This window comes from Microbacterium sp. AG1240 (assembly GCF_003635115.1).
Taxonomy (GTDB): domain Bacteria; phylum Actinomycetota; class Actinomycetes; order Actinomycetales; family Microbacteriaceae; genus Microbacterium.
In genome coordinates this window covers 1,591,754-1,614,997 of record NZ_RBXJ01000001.1, presented here as the reverse complement: position 1 = coordinate 1,614,997, position 23,244 = coordinate 1,591,754, and the positions used below count along the sequence as shown (strand labels likewise).

The following is a 23,244-nucleotide window of genomic DNA, read 5'->3' as shown; positions in this document are numbered from 1 at the left end:
GTCAGGCGGGCTCCTGTCCCGAAGCTACGGCGGTTCCGGCCGGGTTGCCGGACTGTCTCTCGACATCGAGCGCCTGTTGCAGAAGGACAACGGCGGCGACCTGGTCGACAATGCTACGAGACTTTCGCTGAGAACGCCCAGACCGTCGGAGCGCATCGTGCGCGGTGACGGTGCTGAGCCGCTCGTCGATGAGACGTATCGGGACGGCGCACGCGGCCGCGAGCTCATCGGCGAACGCCCGCGCATCCGCCGTCGACGCCGTCTCTCCGCCGCTCAGACTGACAGGGAGGCCGACGAGGATCTCGATCGCGTCGTACTCGCTCGCGATCGCCACGATCCGGGCGATGGGGGTGCCGACGCGCGCCACGGTCTCGACGGGCACCGCGAGGAGCGCGTCGGGATCGCTGCGCGCAACGCCGACCCTCGCGCGGCCGACATCGACCCCGAGGCGCACGCCGCGACGCAAGGTCACGCGGCGGTCGTCCTCACCGCCGCCACGATGGCGTCCAGGGCGCCCGGCAATGCCGCAGCATCCGTTCCACCGCCCTGAGCGACGTCGTCGCGACCGCCGCCGCCACCGCCGAGCGCCGCTGCGGCCGCCTTCGCCAGGGCGCCGGCCTTGACCCCGCGGGCGCGGGCGGCGTCGTTCGTCGCCACCACGACGGCGACACGATCGCCGACCACCGCGCCGAGTGCGGCCACCGCGGGCTCCGAGCCCAAGCGGTCTCGTACCTGCAGGGCCAGCGAGCGGACATCGTCGGCGGTCGCGGCCGTGCCGAGCGACTGTGCGACGACGCGGACGGAGCCCGCGGCGACAGCCGTGTCGACCAGCTGCGGCAGGCGATCGGCGAGGGCTCGCGACTCGAAGGCGGCGATCTTCTTCTCGGCCGCCTTGAGGCTCGCCGCCAGCTCCGCGATCTTCGCGGGCAGCTGGTCGCGCGGAGTCTTCAGCGAACCGGTCAGCTGCGAGACGATCGCACGCTCGGCCGCGAGCTCCCGGAAGGCGTCCTGCCCGACGAGGGCCTCGACACGCCGGTTGGACGCGCCCACCGACGACTCGCCGACGAGGTTGATGAGGCCGACCTCCGCACTGGATCCGACGTGCGTGCCGGCGCAGAGCTCGCGCGACCAGGGGCCGCCGATGTCGACCATCCGCACGGTCTGACCGTACTTCTCGCCGAACAGCGCCATGGCGCCGGCCTCCTTCGCCTCGTCGAGCGACATCACGCGAGTGGTGACCTCGAGGTTGTCGCGCACGGCGTTGTTGGCGATCTCCTCGATCTCCGAACGGGTCTCGGGCGACAGGGACTGACCCCAGTTGAAGTCGAAGCGCAGGTATCCGGCACGGTTCAGCGAGCCCGACTGGGTCGCGCTCTTGCCGAGCGTGTCGCGGAGGGCCGCGTGGACGAGGTGCGTGGCCGAGTGCGCCTGACGCGCGGCGCGCCGGTTCGCGGCGTCGACGACACTGGTCGCGGGCTGCCCCGTGGCGACCTCTCCGACCGTCACCTCGACGGTGTGGCTCACCAGACCCGGCACCGGCTTCTGCACGTCGATCACGTCGAGCTCGTACCCGGGTCCGACGATGACGCCCTTGTCGGCGACCTGACCGCCCGACTCCGCGTACAGCGCGGTCTCGGCGAGGATGACCTCGGCGATCTGGCCCTCGCGGGCTCGGTCGACCGACACCCCGTCGACGAGCACGCCGAGGATCGTCGAGGGCGTCTGCAGGTCGGTGTAGCCCGTGAAGACGGTCTCCCCGAGAGCGCGGAAGTCGCGGTAGACCGTGTGGTCGGCGATCGCGCGGCGGCGCGACTTGGCGTCGTCCTTCGCGCGCTGACGCTGCTCCTGCATGAGCGCGTCGAACGCGGCGCGGTCGACCGTCAGGCCGGCCTCCTCGGCGACCTCGAGCGTGAGGTCGACGGGGAACCCGTAGGTGTCGTGCAGCAGGAACGCCTCGGATCCGGTGATGGCCGAACCGCCCGCATCCTTCGTCTGAGAGACCGCGAGGTCGAGGATGGTCGACCCCGAGGCGAGCGTGCGCAGGAAGGTCTCCTCCTCGGCGTAGGCGTAGGGCGCGATACGCGACCAGTCGTCGGAGACGATCGGGTAGGCGTCTTTCATCGCGTCGCGCGACGCGGCGAACAGCTCGGGGAAGGTCGCACCCTCCACGCCCAGGAGGCGCATGGAGCGCACGGAGCGGCGCATGAGGCGGCGGAGGATGTAGCCGCGCCCCTCGTTCGAGGGCGTGACGCCGTCGGAGAGCAGCATGAGCGAGGAGCGCACGTGGTCGGCGATGACGCGGAAGCGCACGTCGTCCTCGTGCACCGCGCCGTACTTCCGGCCCGACAGCTCGACCGCGCGGTCGAGCACCGGGCGCACCTGGTCGATCTCGTACATGTTCTCGACGCCCTGCTTGATGAAGGCGACCCGCTCGAGACCCATACCGGTGTCGATGTTCTTCTTCGGCAGCTCGCCCACGACATCGAAGTCGACCTTCGAGCGCACGTTGTTGATCGCGTACTGCATGAAGACGAGGTTCCAGATCTCGGTGAACCTGTTGTCATCGGCGACAGGGCCGCCGTCGCGGCCGTACTTGGGCCCGCGGTCGAAGTAGATCTCTGAGCAGGGTCCGGCAGGTCCGGGCTGGCCGGTGGTCCAGTAGTTGTCTTCGCGACCGAGACGCTGGATGCGCGACGCGGGAAGCCCCGCCACCTTCTGCCAGAGCGCGGCGGCCTCGTCGTCGTCCTCGTAGACGGTGACCCACAGGTCGCGTTCGGCGAACCCGAGGCCGCCGTCGGACTCGGCGGAGGTCAGCAGCTCCCACGCGTAGGAGATCGCACCCTCCTTGAAGTAGTCGCCGAACGACCAGTTGCCCATCATCTGGAAGAAGGTGCCGTGCCGAGCGGTCTTGCCGACCTCTTCGATGTCGTTGGTGCGGATGCACTTCTGCACGTCGGCGGCCCGCGGGTAGGGCGCCGGCACGACGCCGGTGAGGTAGGGGATGAACGGCACCATGCCGGCGATCGTGAAGAGGATCGACGGGTCGTCGCTGACCAGGGAGGCCGACGGGACGATGGTGTGGTCGTTCTTCTCGAAGTAGTCGAGATAGCGCTGAGCGATGTCGGCGGTCTTCATGGGATGGGGTCTCCGGAGGGCAGGATCGTGCGCGCCCGAGAGGGGCGTCGGCGGCGACGGTTCAGTCGGTGAGCTTGGCGGTGGCGTTCTTCGCGGACTCGGCCGCGTCGGAGGCCGCATCCTTGGCCTCGGCGACGAGGTCGACCAGCTGTGCTTCCTGGTCGCGGTACGCGTCGCCGATGCGATCGGTGAATTCACCGATGCGGGCGTCCACCTGCGAGAGCAGCTCGTGACCGCGCGGATCCTTGTTCACCAGATGTGCGACGACGAAGCCGCCGGCGATGCCCAGCACGAACCAGACGAAGGTCTTCATGTCACCACTTCCTTGCGAGGGCCGCGAGCACGGCGCTCTTTTCATCGTAGTGCGCAGACGCGGAAGGGCGCCGGGGTGATCCCCGACGCCCTTCTGAGCGAAAACGCTGCGTGGCGCTGAGCGCGCCGTACTTCGAGGCGCTTAGCGCGCCGCGTAGTACTCGACGACGAGCTGCACGTCGCACGTGACGGGCACCTCGGCACGCTTCGGACGACGCACGAGGCGCGACTGCAGCGTGGTGAGGTCGACCTCGATGTACCCCGGAACCAGGGGCAGCACCTCGGCGTGACCGCCGGCGGCTGCGACCTGGAAGGGCTCGAGGCCTTCGCTCTTGGTCTTGACGTGGATGAGCTGACCCGGCTTCACGCGGAACGACGGGCGGTCGACCGTCTGACCGTCGACCAGGATGTGGCGGTGCACCACGAGCTGGCGTGCCTGCGCCGTGGTGCGGGCGAAGCCCGAACGCAGGACGAGGGCGTCCAGACGCATCTCGAGGAGCTCGACGAGGTTCTCACCGGTCAGGCCCTGGGTGCGGCGCGCCTCGTTGAAGGCGTTGCGCATCTGCTTCTCGCGGATGCCGTACTGCTCGCGAAGACGCTGCTTCTCGCGGAGGCGGACGGCGTAGTCGCTGTCGGTCTTGCGCTTGGTGCGGCCGTGCTCGCCGGGAGCGTAGGGACGCTTCTCGAGGTAGCGGGCGGCCTTCGGGGTGAGCGCGATACCGAGCGCTCGGGACATACGGACCTTGCGGCGGTCCTGGGACTTCGTAGGCACGAAGAACTCCTTCTGGGACGTGGCCGCGCATCTCGCGGCTCACGGACGTATCACCCGCTCCCGCCCTGCCGGTGCGCACGTCGGGGCGTACCTGCAGGTCATGAAGGAAGAAGGGGATGCCCGAAAACGGTGTTTCGAGCCGATCAAGCCTAACAGACGGGGCTGTGGCGCCCTTCCCGCCTCACTCCCCGTCGACGATGCGGCGGATCTTGGCCAGGCGTGCGGAGATGTCGCGCTCCTGCCCGTGCGTGGTCGGGTCGTAGTAGCGACGCCCGCGCAGCTCGTCGGGCAGGTATTGCTGGGTCACGATGCCGATGTCGCTGTCGTGGGGGTAGAGGTAGCCCTTGCCGTGGCCCAGACGCTTCGCGCCCGGGTAGTGCGCGTCGCGCAGATGCGGGGGCACGCGGCCGAAGCCGCCGGCGCGCACATCTGCGATCGCGCTGTTGATCGCGTTGTAGGCCGCGTTCGACTTCGCCGTCGTCGCGAGGTAGGCGGTGGCTTCGGCCAGGGGTATGCGCCCCTCCGGCATGCCGATGAAGGCGACGGCGTCGGCGGCGGCGATCGCGATCTGCAGGGCCTGCGGGTCGGCGAGGCCGATGTCTTCCGCGGCGGAGATGACCAGACGGCGCGCGATGAAACGGGGGTCCTCCCCCGCCTCGACCATCCGCGCGAGGTAGTGCATCGCGGCATCGACATCTGACCCGCGGATCGACTTGATGAAGGCGCTGATCACGTCGTAGTGCTCGTCGCCCTGACGGTCGTAGCGGAGGAGCGCCCGGTCGACGGCTTGAGCGATGTGGTCGGCGGTGATGGCGGGTTCGGCGTCGTCGGTGTCGAGGGCGACGGATGCTGCCGCCTCGAGCGCGGTGAGCGCGCGTCGAGCGTCGCCCGATGCCAGACGCACGAGGGCGCTGCGCGCGTCGTCGTCGAGCACCACGGAGCCCGCGAGCCCCCGAGGGTCGCTCACCGCCCGATCGACGAGCCCCGCGAGGTCGTCGTCTTCGAGCGGTCGGAGGGTGAGCAGGAGCGATCGGGAGAGCAACGGCGAGATGACGGAGAACGACGGATTCTCTGTCGTCGCCGCGATCAGAACGACCCAGCCGTTCTCGACGCCGGGGAGCAGGGCGTCCTGCTGCGCCTTGGTGAAGCGGTGGATCTCGTCGAGGAAGAGGATCGTCGACGAGTCGTAGAGGTCGCGTTGGGTCAGGGCCTCCTGCATGACCTCGCGCACGTCTTTCACGCCCGCCGTCACCGCGGACAGCTCGACGAAGCGGCGACCCGACGATCGGGCGATCGCCTGGGCGAGCGTGGTCTTGCCGGTGCCCGGAGGACCCCACAGGATCACCGAGGCCGCGGTGCCCGGGCTCGACGCATCCGAGGAGGCCAGTGTGACGAGGGGCGAGCCGGGTCGAAGAAGGTGGCCCTGTCCGGCGACCTCATCGAGGCTCGTCGGTCGCATCCGCACCGCCAACGGCGTCTGCCCGGGGAACAGGGCGGCGGAGGGAGTCACGGGAACAGGCTAATCGCGACAGACGACATCGGATCCGCGGGCGTTTGGTGCGCCGCATCCGGCCTGCGTAGGATTTCTCGCGCCCGGACGCACCGGACGGAGGAGGCCCGCGTGGCGACAGGTGGCAAGGACCGAAGCGCGAAAGCGGCTCGCGAGCGCGCGAGGATCTACCAGGCCCGCCAGGAGCTGCACACGGCGCAGAAGCGGCGGCGCACGCGCGACAACCTGATCGCCGGTATCGCCGGCGCGGTCATCGTGCTCGCCGCCATCGGCGCGCAGGTCGCCTACTTCACCGCCGGTCCGGGAGCACCCGAACCCGCCGCCTCGAGTGAGCCGACACCCTCGACGAGCACGGCGCCCGGCACGGGGTCGACCTCGACACCGGCGCCGGATGCGACGGAGCCCGCCGCCACACCTACGCCCTGATCCTGCGAGCGTCTGCCGCTCGTACTAGGCTCGGGTCCGTCCATGCACGCCTACGGCGCGAGCCGCGATGAGGGTAACAACACGTGACTGCTGGCGCAGACCTCCCCGAAACACCTCCGACCCCGTGGGGTCGCGTCGAAGAAGACGGAACCGTATCGGTTCGAGAATCCGACGGCTGGCGTGTGGTCGGCCAGTATCCCGATGGCACCGCCGAAGAAGCGCTCGCCTACTACGAGCGCAAGTTCGCCGATCTTGCCGGCGAGGTGACGCTCCTCGAGGTGCGGCATCGCCGTGCGGGTGCATCGGCCTCCGATCTGCGCAGCACGGCGTCGACGCTGCGCGGCCGGATCGAGGGCGCCTCGGCGGTCGGCGACCTCGCCGCGCTGCTCACGCGGCTCGAGACGCTCACGGGCGCTCTCGCCGAGGCGACCGAGACCGAGGCCGCCGCCGCGAAGGAAGCCGTCGACGAGGCGGTGCGCGAGCGCACGGCGCTGGTCGAGCGCGCTGAGGCGCTCGCCGCCCGCGACCCGAAGACGGTGCAGTGGAAGCAGGCCTCCGCCGACATGACGGCCCTGTTCGACCAGTGGCAGAGCCACCAGCAGAACGGTCCGCGGCTCCCGAAGTCGCTCGCGCAGCAGCTGTGGCGCCGTTTCCGCGACGCCCGCGGCACCGTCGATCGCCACCGCCGCGAGTTCTACGCCGAGCTCGATGAGACGCAGAAGACCGCCCGCGACGCCAAGACGCGCCTCGTCGAGCGTGCCGAGGCACTCGCTCCCCGGGGCGAGGACGGCATCGGCTCGTACCGCGATCTGCTGGACCAGTGGAAGGCCGCCGGCCGCGCCGGCAAGAAGGTCGACGACGCCCTCTGGGCTCGTTTCAAGGCGGCGGGCGATGCCCTCTACTCCGCACGCACCGAGCGCGAGGCGGCCGAGGTCGAAGACTCCCGCGAGAAGATCGAGCAGAAGAAGGCGCTCCTCGTCCAGGCTGCACCGATCGTCGACGAGCGCGATCTCGCGCGAGCCCGTGCCTCGCTCACCGCGATCCAGCGCACGTGGGACGAGATCGGCCGCATCTTCCCGCGAGACCAGGAGCGCGTCCTCGACGACGAGCTCCGCAAGATCGAGCAGAGCGTGCGCACACGCGAAGACGCCGAGTGGAAGAGCAACAACCCCGAGACGAAGGCGCGCACGAACGATATGACGCGCCAGCTCACCGATGCGATCGACAAGCTCGAGGCGGAGGTGTCGGAGGCGAACGCGCGCGGTGACAAGCGCGCGGCGGCGAAGGCTTCCGAGGCCCTCGAAGCGCGTCGCGCGTGGTTGCGGGCCGTCGGAGGCTGAGTCCTCCCCCGGGCAGGTCGCCCGGGCTGTTCTCCACAACTGTCTCCGATCCCGAGCGCAGCGCCCGAGAGGGCGGCAGACTGCGAGGATGCCCTCCCCGTTTGTGTACCTCCCGGGCGCTCGACTGACGGAGGCGGAGCTCACGGCGGCGTGCCTCGACGGACACCTCGTCGCGCTCGGTGACGGCTACATTCCCGCTGACGTCGTCGAGAGCACGATGCTGCGGGCGGCCTCGGTCGCGAACCTGCTCGGCGCCACGCTCGCAGCCACCCACGAGAGCGCGGCGTGGATCCTCGGGCTGCTCGATGAACCACCGGCACGCCACCGCGTCCAGCGCGCGGTCGGCAAACGCCTGCATCACGTCGTCTCGCGAAGGCTGGTCTACCGCGACCCGCTGATCGAGAGTTCCGATCTGCTCCGCATCGCGGACGTTCGTGTGAGCACCCCGGCGCGCACGCTCGTCGATCTCGCACGCAGCCCCGACGCGACGAGCCGCGATCTCGCGCGTCACTGGGCGCGGGAACGGCCCGGAGAAGCCCACGAGGCCGTGGCGTGGCTCGACCGGCACCGCAGCATCCCCCATAAGAGGGGCGCACGGAAGCTGCTGGTCTCGGTCAGGACGTCGTGACGCGGTAGACGTCGTAGACCGCGTCGATACGACGTACCGCGTTGAGGACGCGGTCGAGGTGCACGGTGTCGCCCATCTCGAAGACGAAGCGGCTCAGCGCGAGACGGTCGTTCGTGGTCGACACGGTGGCCGACAGGATGTTGACATGGTGCTCGCTGAGCACCCGGGTGACGTCGCTCAGCAGCGCCGAGCGATCGAGCGCCTCCACCTGGATCTGCACGAGGAAGACGCTCTTCGACGTGGGCGCCCACTCGACCTCGATGATGCGCTCGGGATCGTTGCGGAGAGCCGTGACGTTCGTGCAGTCGGTGCGGTGCACCGAGACGCCGCTCCCCCGCGTGACGAAGCCGATGACCTCGTCGCCGGGCACCGGGGTGCAGCACTTCGCGAGCTTCACGAGGATGTCGGGGGCGCCGCGCACCAGCACGCCGGAATCGCCGCCGCGCGGCGCGTGGCTGCGGCCCACGTGCGGGATGTCGATCGGGCCCGTGGACGTGTCACCGGCGCTGACGAGCGCGGTGACCTTCTCGATGACCGATTGCGTCGAGACGTTGCCCTCACCCACCGCGGCGTACAGCGCCGAGACGTCTTCGTACTTGAGCTGGTGGGCGACCTCGGAGAACGAGTCCTGGTTCATCAGGCGCTGGAGCGGCAGGTTCTGCCGACGCATAGCGCGCGCGATGGCGTCTTTACCCTGCTCGATGGCCTCCTCGCGGCGCTCCTTCGTGAACCACCCGCGGATCTTGTTCCGGGCGCGCGTGCTGCGCACGAAACCGAGCCAGTCCTGGCTGGGGCCGGCGTCGGGGTTCTTCGAGGTGAAGACCTCGACGACGTCACCGCTCTTGAGCTCGGATTCCAGCGGCACGAGGCGGCCGTTGACCTTCGCACCCATGGTGCGGTGACCGATCTCGGTGTGGACGGCGTAGGCGAAGTCGACCGGGGTGGCGCCGGCGGGCAGGCCCACCACGCGTCCCTTCGGCGTGAAGACGTAGACCTCTTTCGCGCCGATCTCGAATCGCAGCGAATCAAGGAACTCGCTCGGGTCGGCGGTCTCGGCCTGCCAGTCGGAGATGTGCGCGAGCCAGGCCATGTCGGCGTCGAGCGACTTCGAGTCGGCCTTGCCTCCGGCCATCCGTTCCTTGTACTTCCAGTGCGCCGCGACGCCGTACTCCGCCTGGTGGTGCATCTCGTTCGTGCGGATCTGCAACTCGACGGTGCGTCCTGACGGCCCGATGACGGTGGTGTGGAGCGACTGGTAGAGGTTGAACTTCGGCGTGGCGATGTAGTCCTTGAAGCGCCCCGGAAGCGGGGTCCACCGCGCGTGGATCGCCCCGAGCACCGCGTAGCAGTCGCGCACGGTGCCCACGAGGATGCGGATGCCGATGAGATCGTAGATGTCGTCGAACTCGCGGCCTCGGACGACCATCTTCTGGTAAACGGAGTAGAGCTGCTTGGGGCGCCCCATCACGCGACCGCGGATGCGGAGCTCGCGGAGGTCGGCGTCGACGGCGGCGATCACGTTCTGCACGTACTGCTCGCGCTGTGGAGTGCGCTGCTTCACGAGGCTGTCGATCTCGGCGTACAGCTTGGGATGGAGCACCGCGAAGGAGAGGTCTTCGAGCTCGGACTTGATCGCCTGGATACCGAGGCGGTTGGCCAGCGGCGCGTAGATCTCGAGCGTCTCGGTGGCCTTCTTCGCCGCCTTCTCGGGCGGCACGAAGCCCCACGTCCGGGCGTTGTGCAGGCGATCGGCGAGCTTGATCAGGAGCACCCGGATATCGCGCGACATCGCGACGATCATCTTGCGGACGGTCTCGGCCTGAGCGCTCTCGCCGTACTTGACCTTGTCGAGCTTCGTGACGCCGTCGACGAGCATCGCGACCTCGTCGCCGAAGTCGGCGGCCAGTTCGTCGAGCGGATACCCCGTGTCTTCCACGGTGTCGTGCAGCAGCGCCGCCGCGATGGCGCGGGGTCCGAGGCCGAGATCGGCGAGGATCTGCGCGACGGCCAGCGGGTGCGTGATGTACGGCTCGCCGCTCTGCCGCTTCTGTTCGCGATGCGCTTTCTCGGCGACCGTGTACGCCCGGGTGATGATCCCGAGATCGCCCTTGGGATGGTGCGTGCGAACCGTCTGGACGAGCTTGTCGACGTCGTCGCGCCGTGCGGCGCGCGAGAAGATGCGCGGTACGAGCCGGCGCAGACTGGAGGTCTGCGCGGCAGGAGGAACGATCTCGGTCACCCGGTCACCTCCACCTGTCGACGAATCTCACAATCCTACGCCGCGCTCAGCCGGTGATCGTCGCTCAGGCCGGCACGCGAGCGAGCTCGCGCGCAGCCAGGATGCGCTCGTCGCGCGCCTTGATGGCCGGTTCGTTCTCGCGCATGAGCGAGAAGAGCGGGGCGGCGACGAACAGCGTCGAGTAGGCGGCGACGATCGTTCCGACGAAGATCGACAGCGAGATGTCGCTCAGGGTGCGCGCACCGAGCCAGATGGCGCCGATGAACAGGATCGCCCCGACCGGCAGGATCGCCACGACGGTGGTGTTGATCGACCGGATGAGGGTCTGGTTCACCGCGAGGTTCACCGACTCGCCGAACGTGCGGCCCGATATCTCGCCGTCCTCCCGGGTGTTCTCCCGGACCTTGTCGAAGACGACGGTGGTGTCGTACAGCGAGTACGAGAGGATCGTGAGGAAGCCGATCACCGCCGCCGGCGAGATCTCGAAACCGGCGAGGGCGTAGATGCCGATCGTGATGACGAGCACGTCGACCAGGCCGATGATGGCGGCCACCGACATCTTCCACGTGCGGAAGTACAGCGCGAGGATGATGAACGTCAGCGCGAGGAAGATCGCGAGACCCCAGAGCGACTGGCGGGTGACGTCGGCGCCCCAGCTGGGCCCGATGAGCGATGACGTGACCTCCGACGTCGGAACGCCGTACGCCTCGGCGAGGGCGGTCGTGACCGCCTGCACGTCGTCGGCGTCCGCGATCTCTTCGGTCTGGACGCGCACGGCGTTCTCGCCGATGACGGTCACTTTCGTGGTCGCGCCCGGCGCGACCTGGAGCACCGCGTCGGTCGCCGCCGCCTGGTCGGGTGAGCTGACGCCCGAGACGGTGAACTGCGATCCGCCGGTGAACTCGATCGAGAACTGCACCGGGCGAACGAGCGGCACGAGGCACGCGGCGATCACGAAGACGGCGGCGATGATGAACCACAGTCGACGGCGGCCGACGAACGGGAACGACGTCTTCCCGGTGTAGAGATCGTTGCCGAGCTGATTCATGGAACGCATCAGTCGTCGCCCTCCTTGACGGCGGTGCGTGTGCCGCGGTCGTTCGTGGCGGACAGCTCCGCCTGTTTGCGTTCCGCGATGGTCTGGCGACGCTGGGCCTCACCGCGCGAGCGGGCCGTGCGGCCCTCGCGCGAGACCGGCGCGCGGAACTCCGCCCGTCCCCGGTACACGGCGCCGAGGGCGTTCGGGTCCATACCCGACAGCGGGTGTCCCGATCCGAAGAACCGGGTGCGCGAGAGCAGCTGCATCACCGGGTGGGTGAAGAGGATGAAGATCAGGATGTCGATCGCGGTGGTGAGGCCGAGCGTGAACGCGAAGCCCTTCACCGTGGCGTCGGCGAGGATGTACAGCACGACGGCCGCGAGGATGTTGATCGACTTCGAGATGTAGATCGTGCGCTTCGCCCGAGCCCAGCCGTCCTCGACGGCGCCGGTGATCGACTTGCCGTCACGCAGCTCGTCTCGGATGCGTTCGAAGTAGACGATGAACGAGTCGGCGGTGAAGCCGATGGTCACGATGAGTCCCGCGACACCGGCGAGCGAGAGACGGAAGCCCATGCGCCAGGCGAGGATGCACAGCGCGATGTAGGTCAGCACGCCCATCACGGCCAGCGAGGCGATGATGACGAAGCCGAGTGCCCGGTAGACGATCAGCGAGTAGATGGCGACCAGCGCGAGGCCGATGAGACCCGCGATGAGACCGATCTGCAACTGCTGGGAACCGAGCGTCGCCGAGATCGTGTCGGAGCTCACGACCTCGAAGCTCAGCGGCAGGGCGCCGTACTTCAGCTGGTCGGCGAGGATCTTCGACGATTCCTGCGAGAAGCTTCCCGAGATGCTCGGGTTGCCGTCGAGGATCACGCCGTTCATCGACGGTGCGGAGAGCACGGATCCGTCGAGCACGAACGCGAACTGGTTCAGGGGCGGCGTCGCCCCGTACAGCCGCTGGCTGATCTGACCGAAGGTCTGCGTGCCCTCGTCGTTGAAGTTGAGGTTGACCACCCAGCGGTTGGCCTGCGCCTCGAGACCGTTGGTCGCATCGTCGATCGACGACCCGTCGAGTTCGACCGGCCCGAGGATGTACTTCGCGGTACCGGCGGCGTCGCACGTGATCAGCGGCTGGTCGGTGGGTGCCGCGGCGGGATCGTTCGCCGGATCGGCGCAGTTGTATGCGAGGAACTCGGCCTGCAGCGCCGGCGTGATGTAGGCGGTGTCGCTGCCGTTGGTGGGCGCCGTCGTCGGCGTGGACTCCAGCGAGGGATCGGGCGTCGGGTAGGGCGTCTCGACCTGATCCTCGCCGACGAAGGTGTTGGCGGGCGCTCCGGTGTAGAGCACGGCACGCAGCTGGAGCTGGGCGGATGCTTCGATCCGATCGCGCGTGGCCTGGTCGGCCTCGCCGGGGAGCTGTACGACGACGTTCTTGCCACCCTCGGTCGTCACGTCGGCCTCGGCGACACCGGAGGCGTCGACGCGCTGACGGATGATCGACACGGCCTGGGTCAGCTGGTCGTTGGTCGGGTTCGCCCCATCGGCCGTCTGCGCCTCGAGGATGATCTGCGTGCCGCCCTGCAGGTCGAGCGCGAGTTCGGGGACCCACGAGCTCTGCTGGAAGCCGTAGACGCCCAGGGCGTTGATCCCGAACAGGACGCCCGTGATCGCAAGAAGTCCGATCAGTGCACGCCAGGCGTGCCGGACGGGGGTGGAAGTGGCCACGACGGGTCGACTTTCTCTGGAGCAGGAGGCGGATCAGGCCTGGGGCTTGTTGCGGTTCTCCGGGTCGACGTCGTCGACGGTCTCGGCGCGCAGGCGCTTCTGGTCGTCGCTGATCGAGGTGATGTCGCCGTCCGCGACACCGGCGATGTACTCCGCTTCGCTCTCCTCGGCCTCGATGAACTCGTCTTCGGTGACGAAGCCCTCGGCCGGGTTCACGATGCGGAGGATCGCCTGGCTGTGCACGCGGATCTCGACACCCGGGGCGATCGAGACGACGGCGGGCTTGTCGAGGTCTTCTGCGTCGTACTCGACGATCGTGCCGTACAGCCCACCCTGCAGGAGCACCTCGGAACCGGGAACGGTCTGACGTGCCTTCTGCTCCTGCTCCGCCTTCTGCTTCTGCACGCGGCGTCGCGAGCTGAAGAACATGAAGACCAGCAGGAGCACCAGCAGGATGATGATGCCGTAGTTGGCGAAGAAGTCGGCAAGAGCCATGAGAAAAGGAGAACCTTTCGGATCAGGCGCACACGTGAGCGTCGCCTAAAGGGGATGTCGGCGAGAGCCTCCGCCGATTATAGGTCATTCATGCGTCGTCGAATCTGAGGGCGCCATCGGCGTGCGGGAGCCCGAGGTGCGCGTAGGCGGGGGGCGTCGCGATCCGCCCGCGCGGGGTGCGGCCCATGAAGCCGATTCGCACGAGATACGGCTCGACGACCGATTCGATCGTCTCGGCCTCCTCGCCCACAGCGACCGAGAGGGTGCCGAGCCCGACAGGTCCGCCGCGGAACCTGCGCACCAGAGCGTCGAGGACGGCGCGGTCGAGGCGATCGAGTCCGATCTCATCGACGTCGTACAGCTCCAGCGCGGCCCGCACGGCATCGACGCCCTTCCGGTCGCCGTGCACCACCTGGAAGTCGCGGACGCGCCGCAGCAGGCGGTTGGCGATGCGGGGTGTCCCCCGCGAACGCCGTGCGATCTCGGCGCGGCCGTCGTGCGGCAGGGTGACGGAGAGCATCGCGGCGGCGCGATCGACCACCAGCTCGAGCTCGTCGGGCTCGTAGTACTCGAGGTGCGCCGTGAAGCCGAAGCGATCGCGGAGCGGATTCGGCAGCAGGCCCGATCGCGTCGTCGCGCCCACGAGGGTGAAGGGGGCCAGCTCGAGCGGGATGCTGGTGGCCCCGGCGCCCTTGCCGACCATGATGTCGATGCGGAAGTCCTCCATCGCGAGGTACAGCATCTCCTCGGCCGAGCGGGCCATGCGATGCACCTCGTCGATGAAGAGCACTTCGCCGGGCGTCAGGCTCGACAGGAGCGCTGCGAGATCGCCGGCGTGCTGTATCGCCGGTCCGCTCGACATGCGCAGGGGGCGTCCGGTCTCGTGGGCGACGATCATGGCGAGCGTCGTCTTGCCGAGGCCCGGAGGGCCGGAGAGCAGGATGTGGTCGGGCGGGCGCTGCTGGATGCGGGCGGCGTCGAGCAGCAGCTGCAGCTGCCCTCGCACCTTGTGCTGCCCGACGAACTCCGCGAGGGATTCCGGCCGCAGCGCCCCCTCGATGGCGAGCTCGCTGTCGTCGACGGGAGTGCCGACGTCGCGCACCTCATCCACCGGCGGTCTCCTTGCGTGCGGGGCCGAGGGTGCTCAGGGTTCTGCGCAGGAGCGCCTGCACCGTGGCCTTGTCGGCGTCGGTCGCGTCTTCCAGGGTCGCCGCGACCGCCTCGCCGGCGGTGCGCTCCGACCACCCGAGCCCCATCAGGGCCTGGGTGACCTGCAGGGGGACGCCGGGGGCGACGGATGCGGCGGGGGCGCCGCCGGCGGTGGGCGGTGCGAGCCGGCCTGCCAGCTGCACGACGATGAGCTTCGCCGTCTTCGGCCCGATGCCCGACACACGGCGGAACGGTGCGTCGTCGTCGGACGCGACGGCCTCGGCGATCTGCGGGACGGTGAGCGACGAGAGCACCCCGAGCGCCGACTTCGGCCCGACGCCGGTGACGCCGATGAGCTGAGTGAAGACGACCAGCTCCTCTCGGTTCTCGAAACCGTAGAGCGAGAGGGCGTCTTCGCGGACGATGAGGTTGGTGTGCAGATGCACCTCCGCACCGAGGTGCGTCGCACGCGCCACCTGGGGCGTGACCGCGACGGAGAAGCCGACGCCGCCGACCACGATGACGAGCGAGTCGTCGCCGACGGACGCAGCGGTGCCCTGGAGCGAAGAGATCATGGTCCGACCCTACGCGCCGGTTCGGATCTTTGTTCGAGCGACACGCGTCGGCGCCTTCGACCTCGACTCGGCCTCCGCCCACGCCCGCTGTGCGGGGGTGAGGCCGCCGGAGGCTGCGGGGATCGAGGCCGGCGTGCGCCACGCGTGGCACAGCGCGAGGGCGAGCGCATCCGCAGCATCCGCCGGCTGAGGGAGGGCGTCCAGGCGCAGCACCCGGGCGACCATCGTCTGCACCTGGCGCTTGTCGGCTGCGCCGTATCCGGTCACCGCCGCCTTCACCTCGCTCGGCGTGTGGGTCGCGGCGGGGAGCCCCGCCTCCGCAGCGACGAGCAGGGCGATGCCGCTGGCCTGCGCGGTGCCCATCACGGTGCTGCGGTTGTGCTGGGCGAAGACACGCTCGACGGCGACGACCGCCGGACCGTGCTCGGCGACGACCGCGCGGATGCCCGCGGCGATGGCCGCCAGCCGGCGCTCGATCGGGTCGTCGACCGCTGAGCGGATGACGCCGACGTGCACGAGCGTGGCCGAGCGATCTCGCGCGACGTCGACGACGCCGACTCCGCAGCGGGTCAGGCCCGGGTCGATGCCGAGCACGCGGAGCGTTCGGGAGGTCACTCCCCCACGCTAAGCGCTCGCCTCGGCACCCGACCCAGGCGCGCGGGCCTACTCGTCGTTCTCGAGCTCGGCCTGCACCTCGGCGGTCAGGTCGAAGTTGCTGAACACGCTCTGCACGTCGTCGCTGTCCTCGAGCGCGTCGATGAGGCGGAAGACCTTGCGCGCCGTGTCGGCGTCGATCTCGACCTTGAGCGAGGGCACGAACTCGACGTCGGCCGACTCGTAGTCGATGCCGGCCTCCTGCAGCGCGGTGCGAACGGTGACGAGGTCGGTCGCCTCGGTGACGACCGCGTAGCCGTCGCCGTGCGGTTCGACCTCCTCGGCGCCGGCCTCGAGCACGGCGAGCATGACGTCGTCCTCGCTCGCGCTCTCGCTCGCCACGACGATGACGCCCTTGCGCGCGAAGTTGTAGGCGACGCTGCCCGGGTCGGCGAGGCTGCCGCCGTTGCGGCTGAGAGCGGTGCGAACCTCGGCGGCGGCGCGGTTCTTGTTGTCGGTGAGGCACTCGATCATGAGCGCGACCCCGTTGGGACCGTAGCCTTCGTAGAGGATCGTCTGGTAGTCGACCGCTTCGCCGCCGACACCCGCGCCGCGCTTGACGGCGCGGTCGATGTTGTCGTTGGGGACCGAGGTCTTCTTCGCCTTCTGGATGGCGTCGAAGAGGGTCGGGTTGCCTGCGAGGTCGGCGCCGCCCATCTTGGCGGCGACCTCGATGTTCTTGATGAGTTTGGCGAACGACTTCGCACGGCGGCTGTCGATGACGGCCTTCTTGTGCTTGGTGGTCGCCCACTTGGAGTGGCCGGACATAACGACCAGTGTACGAAACGCTCAGCCCGCCACCCCGCGCAACGTGCGGACGTTTCTCTTCGTCGTCGTACTTGACCGGAATGTGGCGCATTCCTGCGACTGACCCCACCGATTCGCGGGGGCAGTCGCCGGAAAGTGGCGCACTCGTGCCGGGGAACGCGCACTTAGCTGCGCGCGCGCACCTTCGCGAGGAAGCGCTCGTGGAACCGGGACTCGCCCGAGACCTCGGGGTGGAAGGCGGTTCCGAGCAGGTTGCCCTGCTCGACGGCGACGATGCGCCCGTCGGGGAGGGCGCCGATCGCCTTCGCCCTCTCCCCCACCGAGCTCACGATCGGCGCACGGATGAACGCCGCGTGCACGGGACCGCCGACGAACCCGTCGATCTCGAGGTCGGTCTCGAACGACTCGGTCTGCCCGCCGAAGGCGTTGCGCGCGACCACCGCGTCGAGACCTCCGAAGGTCTCCTGACCGTCGATGGCCCCGGTGATGCGGTCGGCGAGCAGGATCAGCCCGGCGCACGTGCCGTAGACGGGCATGCCGTCGGCGATCGCGGAGCGGATCGGATGCTGCATGCCGAACGCTCGCGAGAGCTTGTCGATCACGCTCGACTCCCCGCCGGGGAGCACCAGCCCGTCCACGCCCGCGAGCTCGTCGGGGCGTCGGACGGGCGCAGCATCCGCCCCCAGCCGCGCCAGCATCGCGAGATGCTCGCGCACGTCGCCCTGCAGGGCGAGCACGCCGACGCGGGGGCGACCCGCCACCGTTACCAGCCGCGCTCGGAGAGGCGGTGGGGAGCGGGGAGGTCGGCGACGTTGATGCCCACCATCGCCTCACCGAGCCCGCGCGATGCCTCGGCGATCACTGCCGCGTCGTCGAAGAAAGTCGTCGCCTTCACGATCGCTGCGGCGCGCTCGGCCGGGTTGCCCGACTTGAAGATGCCCGAGCCGACGAAGACGCCGTCGGCGCCCAGCTGCATCATGAGGGCCGCATCGGCCGGTGTCGCGACGCCGCCGGCGGTGAACAGCACGACCGGGAGCTTGCCGGTCTCCGCGATCTCGGCGACCAGTTCGTAGGGCGCCTGCAGCTCCTTTGCCGCGACGTAGAGCTCGTCCTTCGTGCGCGAGCGCAGGGCGTTGATCTCGCCCTGGATCGTGCGGATGTGCTTCGTCGCCTCCGAGACGTCGCCGGTGCCGGCCTCGCCCTTCGAACGGATCATCGCCGCGCCCTCCGTGATGCGACGCAGCGCCTCGCCCAGGTTGGTCGCACCGCAGACGAACGGAACGGTGAAGCCCCACTTGTCGATGTGGTTGACGTAGTCGGCCGGCGAGAGCACCTCCGACTCGTCGATGTAGTCGACGCCGAGCTCCTGCAGCACCTGCGCCTCGACGAAGTGGCCGATGCGGGCCTTGGCCATGACGGGGATCGAGACCGACGCGATGATCTGGTCGATGAGGTCGGGGTCGCTCATGCGGGCGACGCCGCCCTGCGCGCGGATGTCGGCGGGAACGCGCTCGAGCGCCATGACCGCGACCGCTCCGGCGTCTTCGGCGATCTTGGCCTGGTCGGCGGTGACGACGTCCATGATCACGCCGCCCTTGAGCATCTCGGCCAGTCCCCTCTTGACGCGGGTGGAGCCGGTGGATGCTGCGGGAGTCTGCTCGGTGCCTTCGGGGGCGTCGCTGAGGGTCATGACGGCCAAGTGTATTGCGTTGGACTGCGGCTCCCGGCCGCATGACGTCCCGCGCGGTGGGAGGATCGAGAGCGTGAAGATCCTCTCCATCCAGTCGGCGGTCGCGTACGGCCACGTCGGCAACTCCGCGGCCGTGTTCCCCCTTCAGCGCATCGGCGTGGAGGTGCTGCCGGTCTACACGGTGAACTTCTCGAACCACACCGGGTACGGCGCTTGGCGCGGGCCGCTGATCAGCCCCGAAGACGTGCGAGACGTCATCGCCGGCATCGAGGAGCGCGGCGTGTTCGGCTCGATCGACGTGGTGCTGTCGGGCTATCAGGGCGGCGAGGGCATCGGCGACGTCATCATCGACGCGGTCTCGCGTGTGAAGGCAGCGAACCCGTCCGCGATCTACGCCTGCGACCCCGTGATGGGCAATGCCAAGTCGGGATGCTTCGTGGCGCCCGCGATCCCGGAGCTGCTGCGCGAGCGCGTGGTGCCCGTTGCCGACATCATCACCCCGAACCAGTTCGAGCTCGGCTTCCTCACCGGCACCGACCCGCACACCCTCGACGAGACGCTCGCGTCGGCCGACGCGGTGCGCTCGACGGGCCCGCGGACCGTGCTCGTGACGAGCGTGGAGCGCCCCGACCGGGAGGACGGCACCATCGAGATGCTCGTCGTCGACGACGCGGGCGCGTGGATCGTGCAGACCCCCCTGCTCCCGATGAAGGCGAACGGCTCGGGCGACGTCACGGCGGCGCTCTTCACCGCGCACTACCGACGCACGGGCGACGCCGCCGACGCCCTGGCCCGCACGACGTCGAGCGTGTTCGACCTCCTCGAGCGCACCCACCTGTCGGGCGAGCGCGAACTTCAGCTCGTCGAGTCGCAGGAGGCGTACGCCCACCCGCGCCTGCAGTTCGCCGTGCGTCAGGTGCGCTGAGGCTCGGCTGAGCGGGTCGACCCCTCCTCGGGCCATGCGTTCGCGACGGCCTCCCGCACCTCGCCCAGCAGCTGAGGCAGCGCCTTGGTGCGCGCGATGATCGGGAAGAAGTTCGCGTCGGTGGCCCAGCGCGGAACCACGTGCTGGTGGAGGTGGCCGTCGACGCCCGCGCCGGCGACCGCGCCCTGGTTCATCCCCAGGTTGAAGCCGTCGCATCGCGATACGTCGCGGAGCACCCGCATGGCGGTCTGCGTGAGCGAACCGATCTCGGCGACCTCCTCGGGGGTCGCCAGGTCGTACGTGGGGATGTGCCGGTAGGGGCAGACGAGCAGGTGCCCCGAGTTGTACGGGAACAGATTGAGCAGCACGTAGGCGGTGCGCCCGCGCGCGACGATGAGTCCGTCCTCGTCCGACTTGTGGGGCGCCGCGCAGAACGGGCACTCGTCGCGCAACGGCTGCGGACCCGCCTGGATGTAGGCCATCCGGTGGGGCGTCCACAGCCGCTGGAACTCGTCGGGCACGCCGGCAAACCCCGCCGCCGACTCGAGCCCGTCGACCGGGCGCGGTGACCCAGCGCCCGGGGCCGCAGCATCCGTCATCTCCGGCGCCCGTTCACGCCAGGTCGTCCGCGGAGTCGACGAGGGTCTTCGCGTCGATGGACGAATGGATGCGGCGGATGGCCTCGTCGACGGGGATGCCGTTGAGCTGCGTACCGTCGCGGAAGCGGAACGAGACCGTGCCGCCCGCGCGGTCCTGCTCACCGGCGATGAGCTGCAGCGGCACCTTCTGGGTGGTGTGCGTGCGGATCTTCTTCTGCATCCGCTCGTCACTCGTGTCGAGCTCGGCGCGCACCCCGTCTTCGCGCAGACGGGTGACGATCTCGCCGAGGTAGTCGGCGTACTCCTCGGCCACCGGGATGCCGATCACCTGGAGCGGCGCGAGCCACACCGGGAACGCACCGGCGTAGTGCTCGAGGAGGATCGCGAAGAACCGCTCGATGGAGCCGAACAGGGCGCGATGGATCATGATCGGGCGCTTCTTCTGCCCGTCGCGGTCGGTGAATTCGAGCTCGAATCGCTCGGGCAGGTTCACGTCGACCTGAACCGTGGACAGCTGCCAGGTGCGACCGATCGCGTCCTTCGTCTTCAGGTCGATCTTCGGGCCGTAGAACGCGGCCTCTCCCGGAACCTCGGTCACCTTGAGCCCGCTGGCGTGGGCGACGTTGCGGAGGGCGTTCGTGGAGTACTCCCAGAAGTCGTCGCTTCCGATCCACTTCGACTTCTCGTCGTCGCGCATGGAGAGCTCGAGTTCGAAGTCCTCGAGCCCGAAGTCGCGCAGCATCGAGATGACGAACTCGAGCACGCGGGTCGTCTCCTCCTCGAGCTGGTCGGGGGTGACGAACAGGTGCGAGTCGTCCTGTGTGAAGCCGCGCACGCGAGTGAGGCCGTGCAGGGCGCCGGACAGCTCGTTGCGGTAGACGGTGCCGTTCTCGGCGAGACGCATCGGGAGGTCGCGGTAGCTCCGTGCACGCTCCTTGTAGATCAGGATGTGCATCGGGCAGTTCATGGGCTTCAGGTAGTAGTCCTGGCCCTCTTTGGTGACGTGCCCGTCGGCGTCGCGCTCCTCGTCCATGACGATGGGCGGGAACATCCCGTCCTTGTACGTCACGAGGTGGTTCGAGGTGAGGAAGAGATCTTCCTTCGAGATGTGGGGTGTATAGACGTAGGTGTAGCCGGCGGCACGGTGACGCCGCAGCGCGTGCTGCTCCATCTCCTGGCGCACGACGCCGCCGCGGGGGTGCCAGACCGACAGACCCGAACCGATCTCCTCGGGGAACGAGAAGAGGTCGAGTTCTTTTCCCAGCTTGCGGTGGTCGCGCTTGGCGGCCTCGGCGAGGCGTTCCTCGTACGCGCGGAGCTCATCCTTCGTCGGCCACGCGGTGCCGTAGATGCGCTGCAGCTGCGGGTTCTTCTCGCTGCCGCGCCAGTAGGCGCCCGCGATGCGCGTGAGCGACCAGCCGTTGCCGATCATGCGGGTGCTGGGCACGTGGGGCCCGCGGCAGAGGTCTTTCCAGACCGTCTCGCCGTCACGGTTGACGTTGTCGTAGATGGTGAGCTCGCCCGCTCCCACCTCGACGCTCGCGCCCTCGGCTGCCTCCTTGCCGCCTTTCAGGCCGATCAGCTCCAGTTTGAACGGCTCGTCGGCGAGTTCGGCGCGCGCCTCGTCGTCGGTCACGACGCGACGGACGAAGCGCTGGCCCTCGCGGACGATGCGCTCCATCTCCTTCTTGATGGCCTTCAGGTCTTCGGGTGTGAAGGGCTCGTCGACACCGAAGTCGTAGTAGAAGCCGTCGGTGACCGGGGGCCCGATGCCGAGGTTCGCCTGCGGATTGATCCGCTGCACCGCCTGCGCCAGCACGTGGGCGGCGGAGTGACGGAGGATATTGAGTCCGTCGGGGCTGTCGATGCCGACCGGCTCGACAGCATCCGTCTGCTCGACCTTCGTCGCGAGGTCGCGAAGCTCCCCGTTGACGCGGAGCGCGACGACGGAGCGGTCGGGGAACAGGGTGAATCCGTCGGCGGGGTAGGACACGTCAACGGGCAGGGCGGCGTCGGTCACGAAAAGTCTCCAATGTGGCTCGGCATCCAGGCTATCGCCGTGGAGCGATCCTGCCGCGCGGCAGAGGATGATGGATGCCGTGAAGCTCGCGGTGATCGGCATCGTTCTGCTCGTCGCCGGGGGCGTCGGGCTGCTCACGGGCGTCCTCACGACCGACGATGCACTGACCATCGCTGATCGTGTCTGGCCCATCCTCCTCTTCGTCGTGGCGGTGACGATCGTCGCCGAGCTCGCGGCGTCGGCCGGTGTCTTCGACGCGGTGGCCGCGGCGCTCGCGCGGGTCGCCCGCGGCCGCGCACGCGTTCTCTGGGCCCTCACCGTCGTGCTCGCCGTGTTCGTGACGGCCTTCCTGTCGCTCGACACGACCGCCGTCCTCCTGACGCCCGTGGTCATCGCCCTCGCCCGCCGGCACCGCCTCGACCCCGTCCCGTTCGTCTTCGTCACCGTCGTGCTCGCGAACACCGCGTCGCTCGCCCTGCCCGTGTCGAACCTCACGAACCTGCTCGCCGCCGACGTCCTCGGCACTCACGATCCCCTGCCGTTCCTCGCCCTCGTCGGCCCGTCCGCGCTGGTGGCCGCCCTCGTCTCGATCGCTGTGCTCGCCGTGGTCTTCCTCCGCCGCGTGCCGGTGCGCTTCTCGGAAGCCCCTCCGCTTCGCACCGTCGATCGTCCACTGCTCATCGTCTCGGCGGTCGTGACGGCACTGCTGCTGCCCGCGCTCGTGGTCGGGCTCCCCCCGTGGATCCCGGCGACGGTGGCGGCCGTCGTGCTGGTGGTCGTGTTCTCCGTGCGCTCTCGACGGACGCTGCGGCTGCAGATGGTGCCTTGGCAGCTCGTGGTCTTCGCCTCGGGCCTCTTCCTCGCGGTCGGGGTGCTCGAGGGCCTCGGCTCACAGGCCCTTCTGGCGAATGTCGTGGGCGGCGGCGAAGACCTCTTCTCGCTGTGGCAGGTGGCCGGGGTCGGCGCCCTGGCGGCCAACATCGGCAACAACCTCCCCGCGTACCTCGCGCTCGAGTCGACGGCAGGCTCCCCCGCCCGACTCGCCGCCCTGCTCGTCGGTGTCAACGCCGGCCCGCTGATCACGCCCTGGGCATCCCTTGCCACGCTGCTGTGGCACGACAGGTTGCGCTCTCAGGGGGTCGAGATCTCCTGGCGGCGCTTCATTCTCCTCGGGTGCCTCATCGGCCCGCTGACGGTCGCCGCGGCGGTCGTGCCGCTCGCGCTGGGCGGGTAGGGCT

22 protein-coding genes are annotated in these 23,244 nt (G+C 69.2%); 5 read left to right on the top strand and 17 right to left on the bottom strand.

Translation table 11 applies throughout. From position 1 onward, the window contains the following. Nucleotide 1: 1 nt before the first annotated feature. The 5 genes from ruvX to DEU34_RS07625 form a co-directional block, all read right to left on the bottom strand. A complete protein-coding gene (gene ruvX, locus DEU34_RS07645) occupies nt 2–466 on the bottom strand; it encodes a Holliday junction resolvase RuvX (protein ID WP_121149788.1) in 465 nt (154 codons plus the stop codon). A gap of 2 nt (nt 467–468) precedes the next feature. Then, nucleotides 469–3,135, bottom strand: a complete 2,667-nt coding sequence (gene alaS / locus DEU34_RS07640) for an alanine--tRNA ligase (protein WP_121149483.1) — start codon at nt 3,133–3,135, stop codon at nt 469–471. A 61-nt stretch (nt 3,136–3,196) separates the two neighbouring features. Continuing rightward, complete coding sequence (locus DEU34_RS07635; protein WP_121149482.1) at nt 3,197–3,448, bottom strand: ATPase; 252 nt, start codon at nt 3,446–3,448, stop codon at nt 3,197–3,199. A 141-nt stretch (nt 3,449–3,589) separates the two neighbouring features. Continuing rightward, nucleotides 3,590–4,219, bottom strand: coding sequence for a 30S ribosomal protein S4 (gene rpsD / locus DEU34_RS07630; protein ID WP_116646592.1), 630 nt, complete (start codon nt 4,217–4,219; stop codon nt 3,590–3,592). A 181-nt stretch (nt 4,220–4,400) separates the two neighbouring features. Then, on the bottom strand, nt 4,401–5,729 hold the full coding sequence (locus DEU34_RS07625) for a replication-associated recombination protein A (RefSeq protein ID WP_240606794.1): 1,329 nt from the start codon (nt 5,727–5,729) through the stop codon (nt 4,401–4,403). A gap of 111 nt (nt 5,730–5,840) precedes the next feature. Between DEU34_RS07625 and DEU34_RS07620 the strand changes: the two genes are divergently transcribed. From DEU34_RS07620 to DEU34_RS07610, 3 genes are all read left to right on the top strand, one after another. After that, nucleotides 5,841–6,155 carry a dioxygenase gene (locus DEU34_RS07620; RefSeq protein WP_121149481.1) on the top strand — a complete coding sequence of 105 codons (315 nt, stop codon included), beginning with the start codon at nt 5,841–5,843 and terminating at the stop codon, nt 6,153–6,155. 83 nt (nt 6,156–6,238) lie between these two features. Beyond that, a complete protein-coding gene (locus tag DEU34_RS07615; protein WP_121149480.1) occupies nt 6,239–7,495 on the top strand; it encodes a DUF349 domain-containing protein in 1,257 nt (418 codons plus the stop codon). Nucleotides 7,496–7,583: 88 nt separating this feature from the next. Continuing rightward, nucleotides 7,584–8,123, top strand: a complete 540-nt coding sequence (locus DEU34_RS07610) for a type IV toxin-antitoxin system AbiEi family antitoxin (protein ID WP_121149479.1) — start codon at nt 7,584–7,586, stop codon at nt 8,121–8,123. Here the strand turns inward: DEU34_RS07610 and DEU34_RS07605 are convergent. From DEU34_RS07605 to pdxS, 10 genes are all read right to left on the bottom strand, one after another. Then, nucleotides 8,110–10,362, bottom strand: a complete 2,253-nt coding sequence (locus DEU34_RS07605) for a bifunctional (p)ppGpp synthetase/guanosine-3',5'-bis(diphosphate) 3'-pyrophosphohydrolase (protein ID WP_183042386.1) — start codon at nt 10,360–10,362, stop codon at nt 8,110–8,112. The two genes, DEU34_RS07610 and DEU34_RS07605, sit on opposite strands and share 14 nt — an antisense overlap. 64 nt (nt 10,363–10,426) lie before the next feature. Further along, entirely contained in the window at nt 10,427–11,419 is a 993-nt protein-coding gene (gene secF, locus DEU34_RS07600; protein ID WP_121149478.1) for a protein translocase subunit SecF, read from the bottom strand. Continuing rightward, on the bottom strand, nt 11,419–13,131 hold the full coding sequence (secD, locus tag DEU34_RS07595) for a protein translocase subunit SecD (RefSeq protein WP_121149477.1): 1,713 nt from the start codon (nt 13,129–13,131) through the stop codon (nt 11,419–11,421). Before secD ends, secF begins: the two co-directional genes overlap by 1 nt. A 33-nt stretch (nt 13,132–13,164) precedes the next feature. Beyond that, a complete protein-coding gene (gene yajC / locus DEU34_RS07590) occupies nt 13,165–13,626 on the bottom strand; it encodes a preprotein translocase subunit YajC (RefSeq protein ID WP_121149476.1) in 462 nt (153 codons plus the stop codon). 88 nt (nt 13,627–13,714) lie between these two features. Further along, a complete protein-coding gene (gene ruvB / locus DEU34_RS07585; RefSeq protein WP_121149475.1) occupies nt 13,715–14,737 on the bottom strand; it encodes a Holliday junction branch migration DNA helicase RuvB in 1,023 nt (340 codons plus the stop codon). Beyond that, nucleotides 14,730–15,350, bottom strand: a complete 621-nt coding sequence (gene ruvA / locus DEU34_RS07580; RefSeq protein WP_121149474.1) for a Holliday junction branch migration protein RuvA — start codon at nt 15,348–15,350, stop codon at nt 14,730–14,732. Before ruvA ends, ruvB begins: the two co-directional genes overlap by 8 nt. Nucleotides 15,351–15,359: 9 nt before the next feature. Then, nucleotides 15,360–15,965 carry a crossover junction endodeoxyribonuclease RuvC gene (gene ruvC / locus DEU34_RS07575; RefSeq protein ID WP_121149473.1) on the bottom strand — a complete coding sequence of 202 codons (606 nt, stop codon included), beginning with the start codon at nt 15,963–15,965 and terminating at the stop codon, nt 15,360–15,362. Nucleotides 15,966–16,013: 48 nt separating this feature from the next. Then, nucleotides 16,014–16,772, bottom strand: a complete 759-nt coding sequence (locus DEU34_RS07570) for a YebC/PmpR family DNA-binding transcriptional regulator (RefSeq protein ID WP_116646580.1) — start codon at nt 16,770–16,772, stop codon at nt 16,014–16,016. Nucleotides 16,773–16,936: 164 nt separating this feature from the next. Then, entirely contained in the window at nt 16,937–17,533 is a 597-nt protein-coding gene (gene pdxT, locus DEU34_RS07565; RefSeq protein WP_121149472.1) for a pyridoxal 5'-phosphate synthase glutaminase subunit PdxT, read from the bottom strand. 2 nt (nt 17,534–17,535) lie between these two features. After that, a complete protein-coding gene (pdxS, locus tag DEU34_RS07560) occupies nt 17,536–18,462 on the bottom strand; it encodes a pyridoxal 5'-phosphate synthase lyase subunit PdxS (RefSeq protein ID WP_121149786.1) in 927 nt (308 codons plus the stop codon). Between the two features lie 73 nt (nt 18,463–18,535). On the opposite strand from pdxS, the gene pdxY reads away from it, so the two are divergent. Then, on the top strand, nt 18,536–19,387 hold the full coding sequence (gene pdxY, locus DEU34_RS07555; RefSeq protein WP_121149471.1) for a pyridoxal kinase PdxY: 852 nt from the start codon (nt 18,536–18,538) through the stop codon (nt 19,385–19,387). Here pdxY and DEU34_RS07550 read toward each other — a convergent pair. After that, nucleotides 19,375–19,986 carry an HIT domain-containing protein gene (locus DEU34_RS07550; protein ID WP_121149470.1) on the bottom strand — a complete coding sequence of 204 codons (612 nt, stop codon included), beginning with the start codon at nt 19,984–19,986 and terminating at the stop codon, nt 19,375–19,377. The genes pdxY and DEU34_RS07550 overlap by 13 nt on opposite strands. 13 nt (nt 19,987–19,999) lie before the next feature. Continuing rightward, nucleotides 20,000–22,108, bottom strand: coding sequence for a threonine--tRNA ligase (thrS, locus tag DEU34_RS07545; RefSeq protein ID WP_183042385.1), 2,109 nt, complete (start codon nt 22,106–22,108; stop codon nt 20,000–20,002). Here thrS and DEU34_RS07540 point away from each other — a divergent pair. Further along, complete coding sequence (locus DEU34_RS07540; protein WP_121149468.1) at nt 22,077–23,240, top strand: SLC13 family permease; 1,164 nt, start codon at nt 22,077–22,079, stop codon at nt 23,238–23,240. The two genes, thrS and DEU34_RS07540, sit on opposite strands and share 32 nt — an antisense overlap. The last annotated feature ends 4 nt before the right edge of the window (nt 23,241–23,244 follow it).

Bases quoted from the DNA above. Each gene is read 5' to 3' on its own strand.
- alaS (WP_121149483.1), bottom strand. From the start codon at position 3,135: ATGAAGACCGCCGACATCGCTCAGCGCTATCTCGACTACTTCGAGAAG.
- DEU34_RS07635 (WP_121149482.1), bottom strand. From the start codon at position 3,448: ATGAAGACCTTCGTCTGGTTCGTGCTGGGCATCGCCGGCGGCTTCGTC.
- DEU34_RS07610 (WP_121149479.1), top strand. From the start codon at position 7,584: ATGCCCTCCCCGTTTGTGTACCTCCCGGGCGCTCGACTGACGGAGGCG.
- secF (WP_121149478.1), bottom strand. From the start codon at position 11,419: ATGCGTTCCATGAATCAGCTCGGCAACGATCTCTACACCGGGAAGACG.
- yajC (WP_121149476.1), bottom strand. From the start codon at position 13,626: ATGGCTCTTGCCGACTTCTTCGCCAACTACGGCATCATCATCCTGCTG.
- ruvA (WP_121149474.1), bottom strand. From the start codon at position 15,350: ATGATCTCTTCGCTCCAGGGCACCGCTGCGTCCGTCGGCGACGACTCG.
- DEU34_RS07570 (WP_116646580.1), bottom strand. From the start codon at position 16,772: ATGTCCGGCCACTCCAAGTGGGCGACCACCAAGCACAAGAAGGCCGTC.
- pdxS (WP_121149786.1), bottom strand. From the start codon at position 18,462: ATGACCCTCAGCGACGCCCCCGAAGGCACCGAGCAGACTCCCGCAGCA.
- DEU34_RS07550 (WP_121149470.1), bottom strand. From the start codon at position 19,986: ATGACGGATGCTGCGGCCCCGGGCGCTGGGTCACCGCGCCCGGTCGAC.
- DEU34_RS07540 (WP_121149468.1), top strand. From the start codon at position 22,077: ATGGATGCCGTGAAGCTCGCGGTGATCGGCATCGTTCTGCTCGTCGCC.
- thrS (WP_183042385.1), bottom strand. From the start codon at position 22,108: ATGCCGATCACCGCGAGCTTCACGGCATCCATCATCCTCTGCCGCGCG.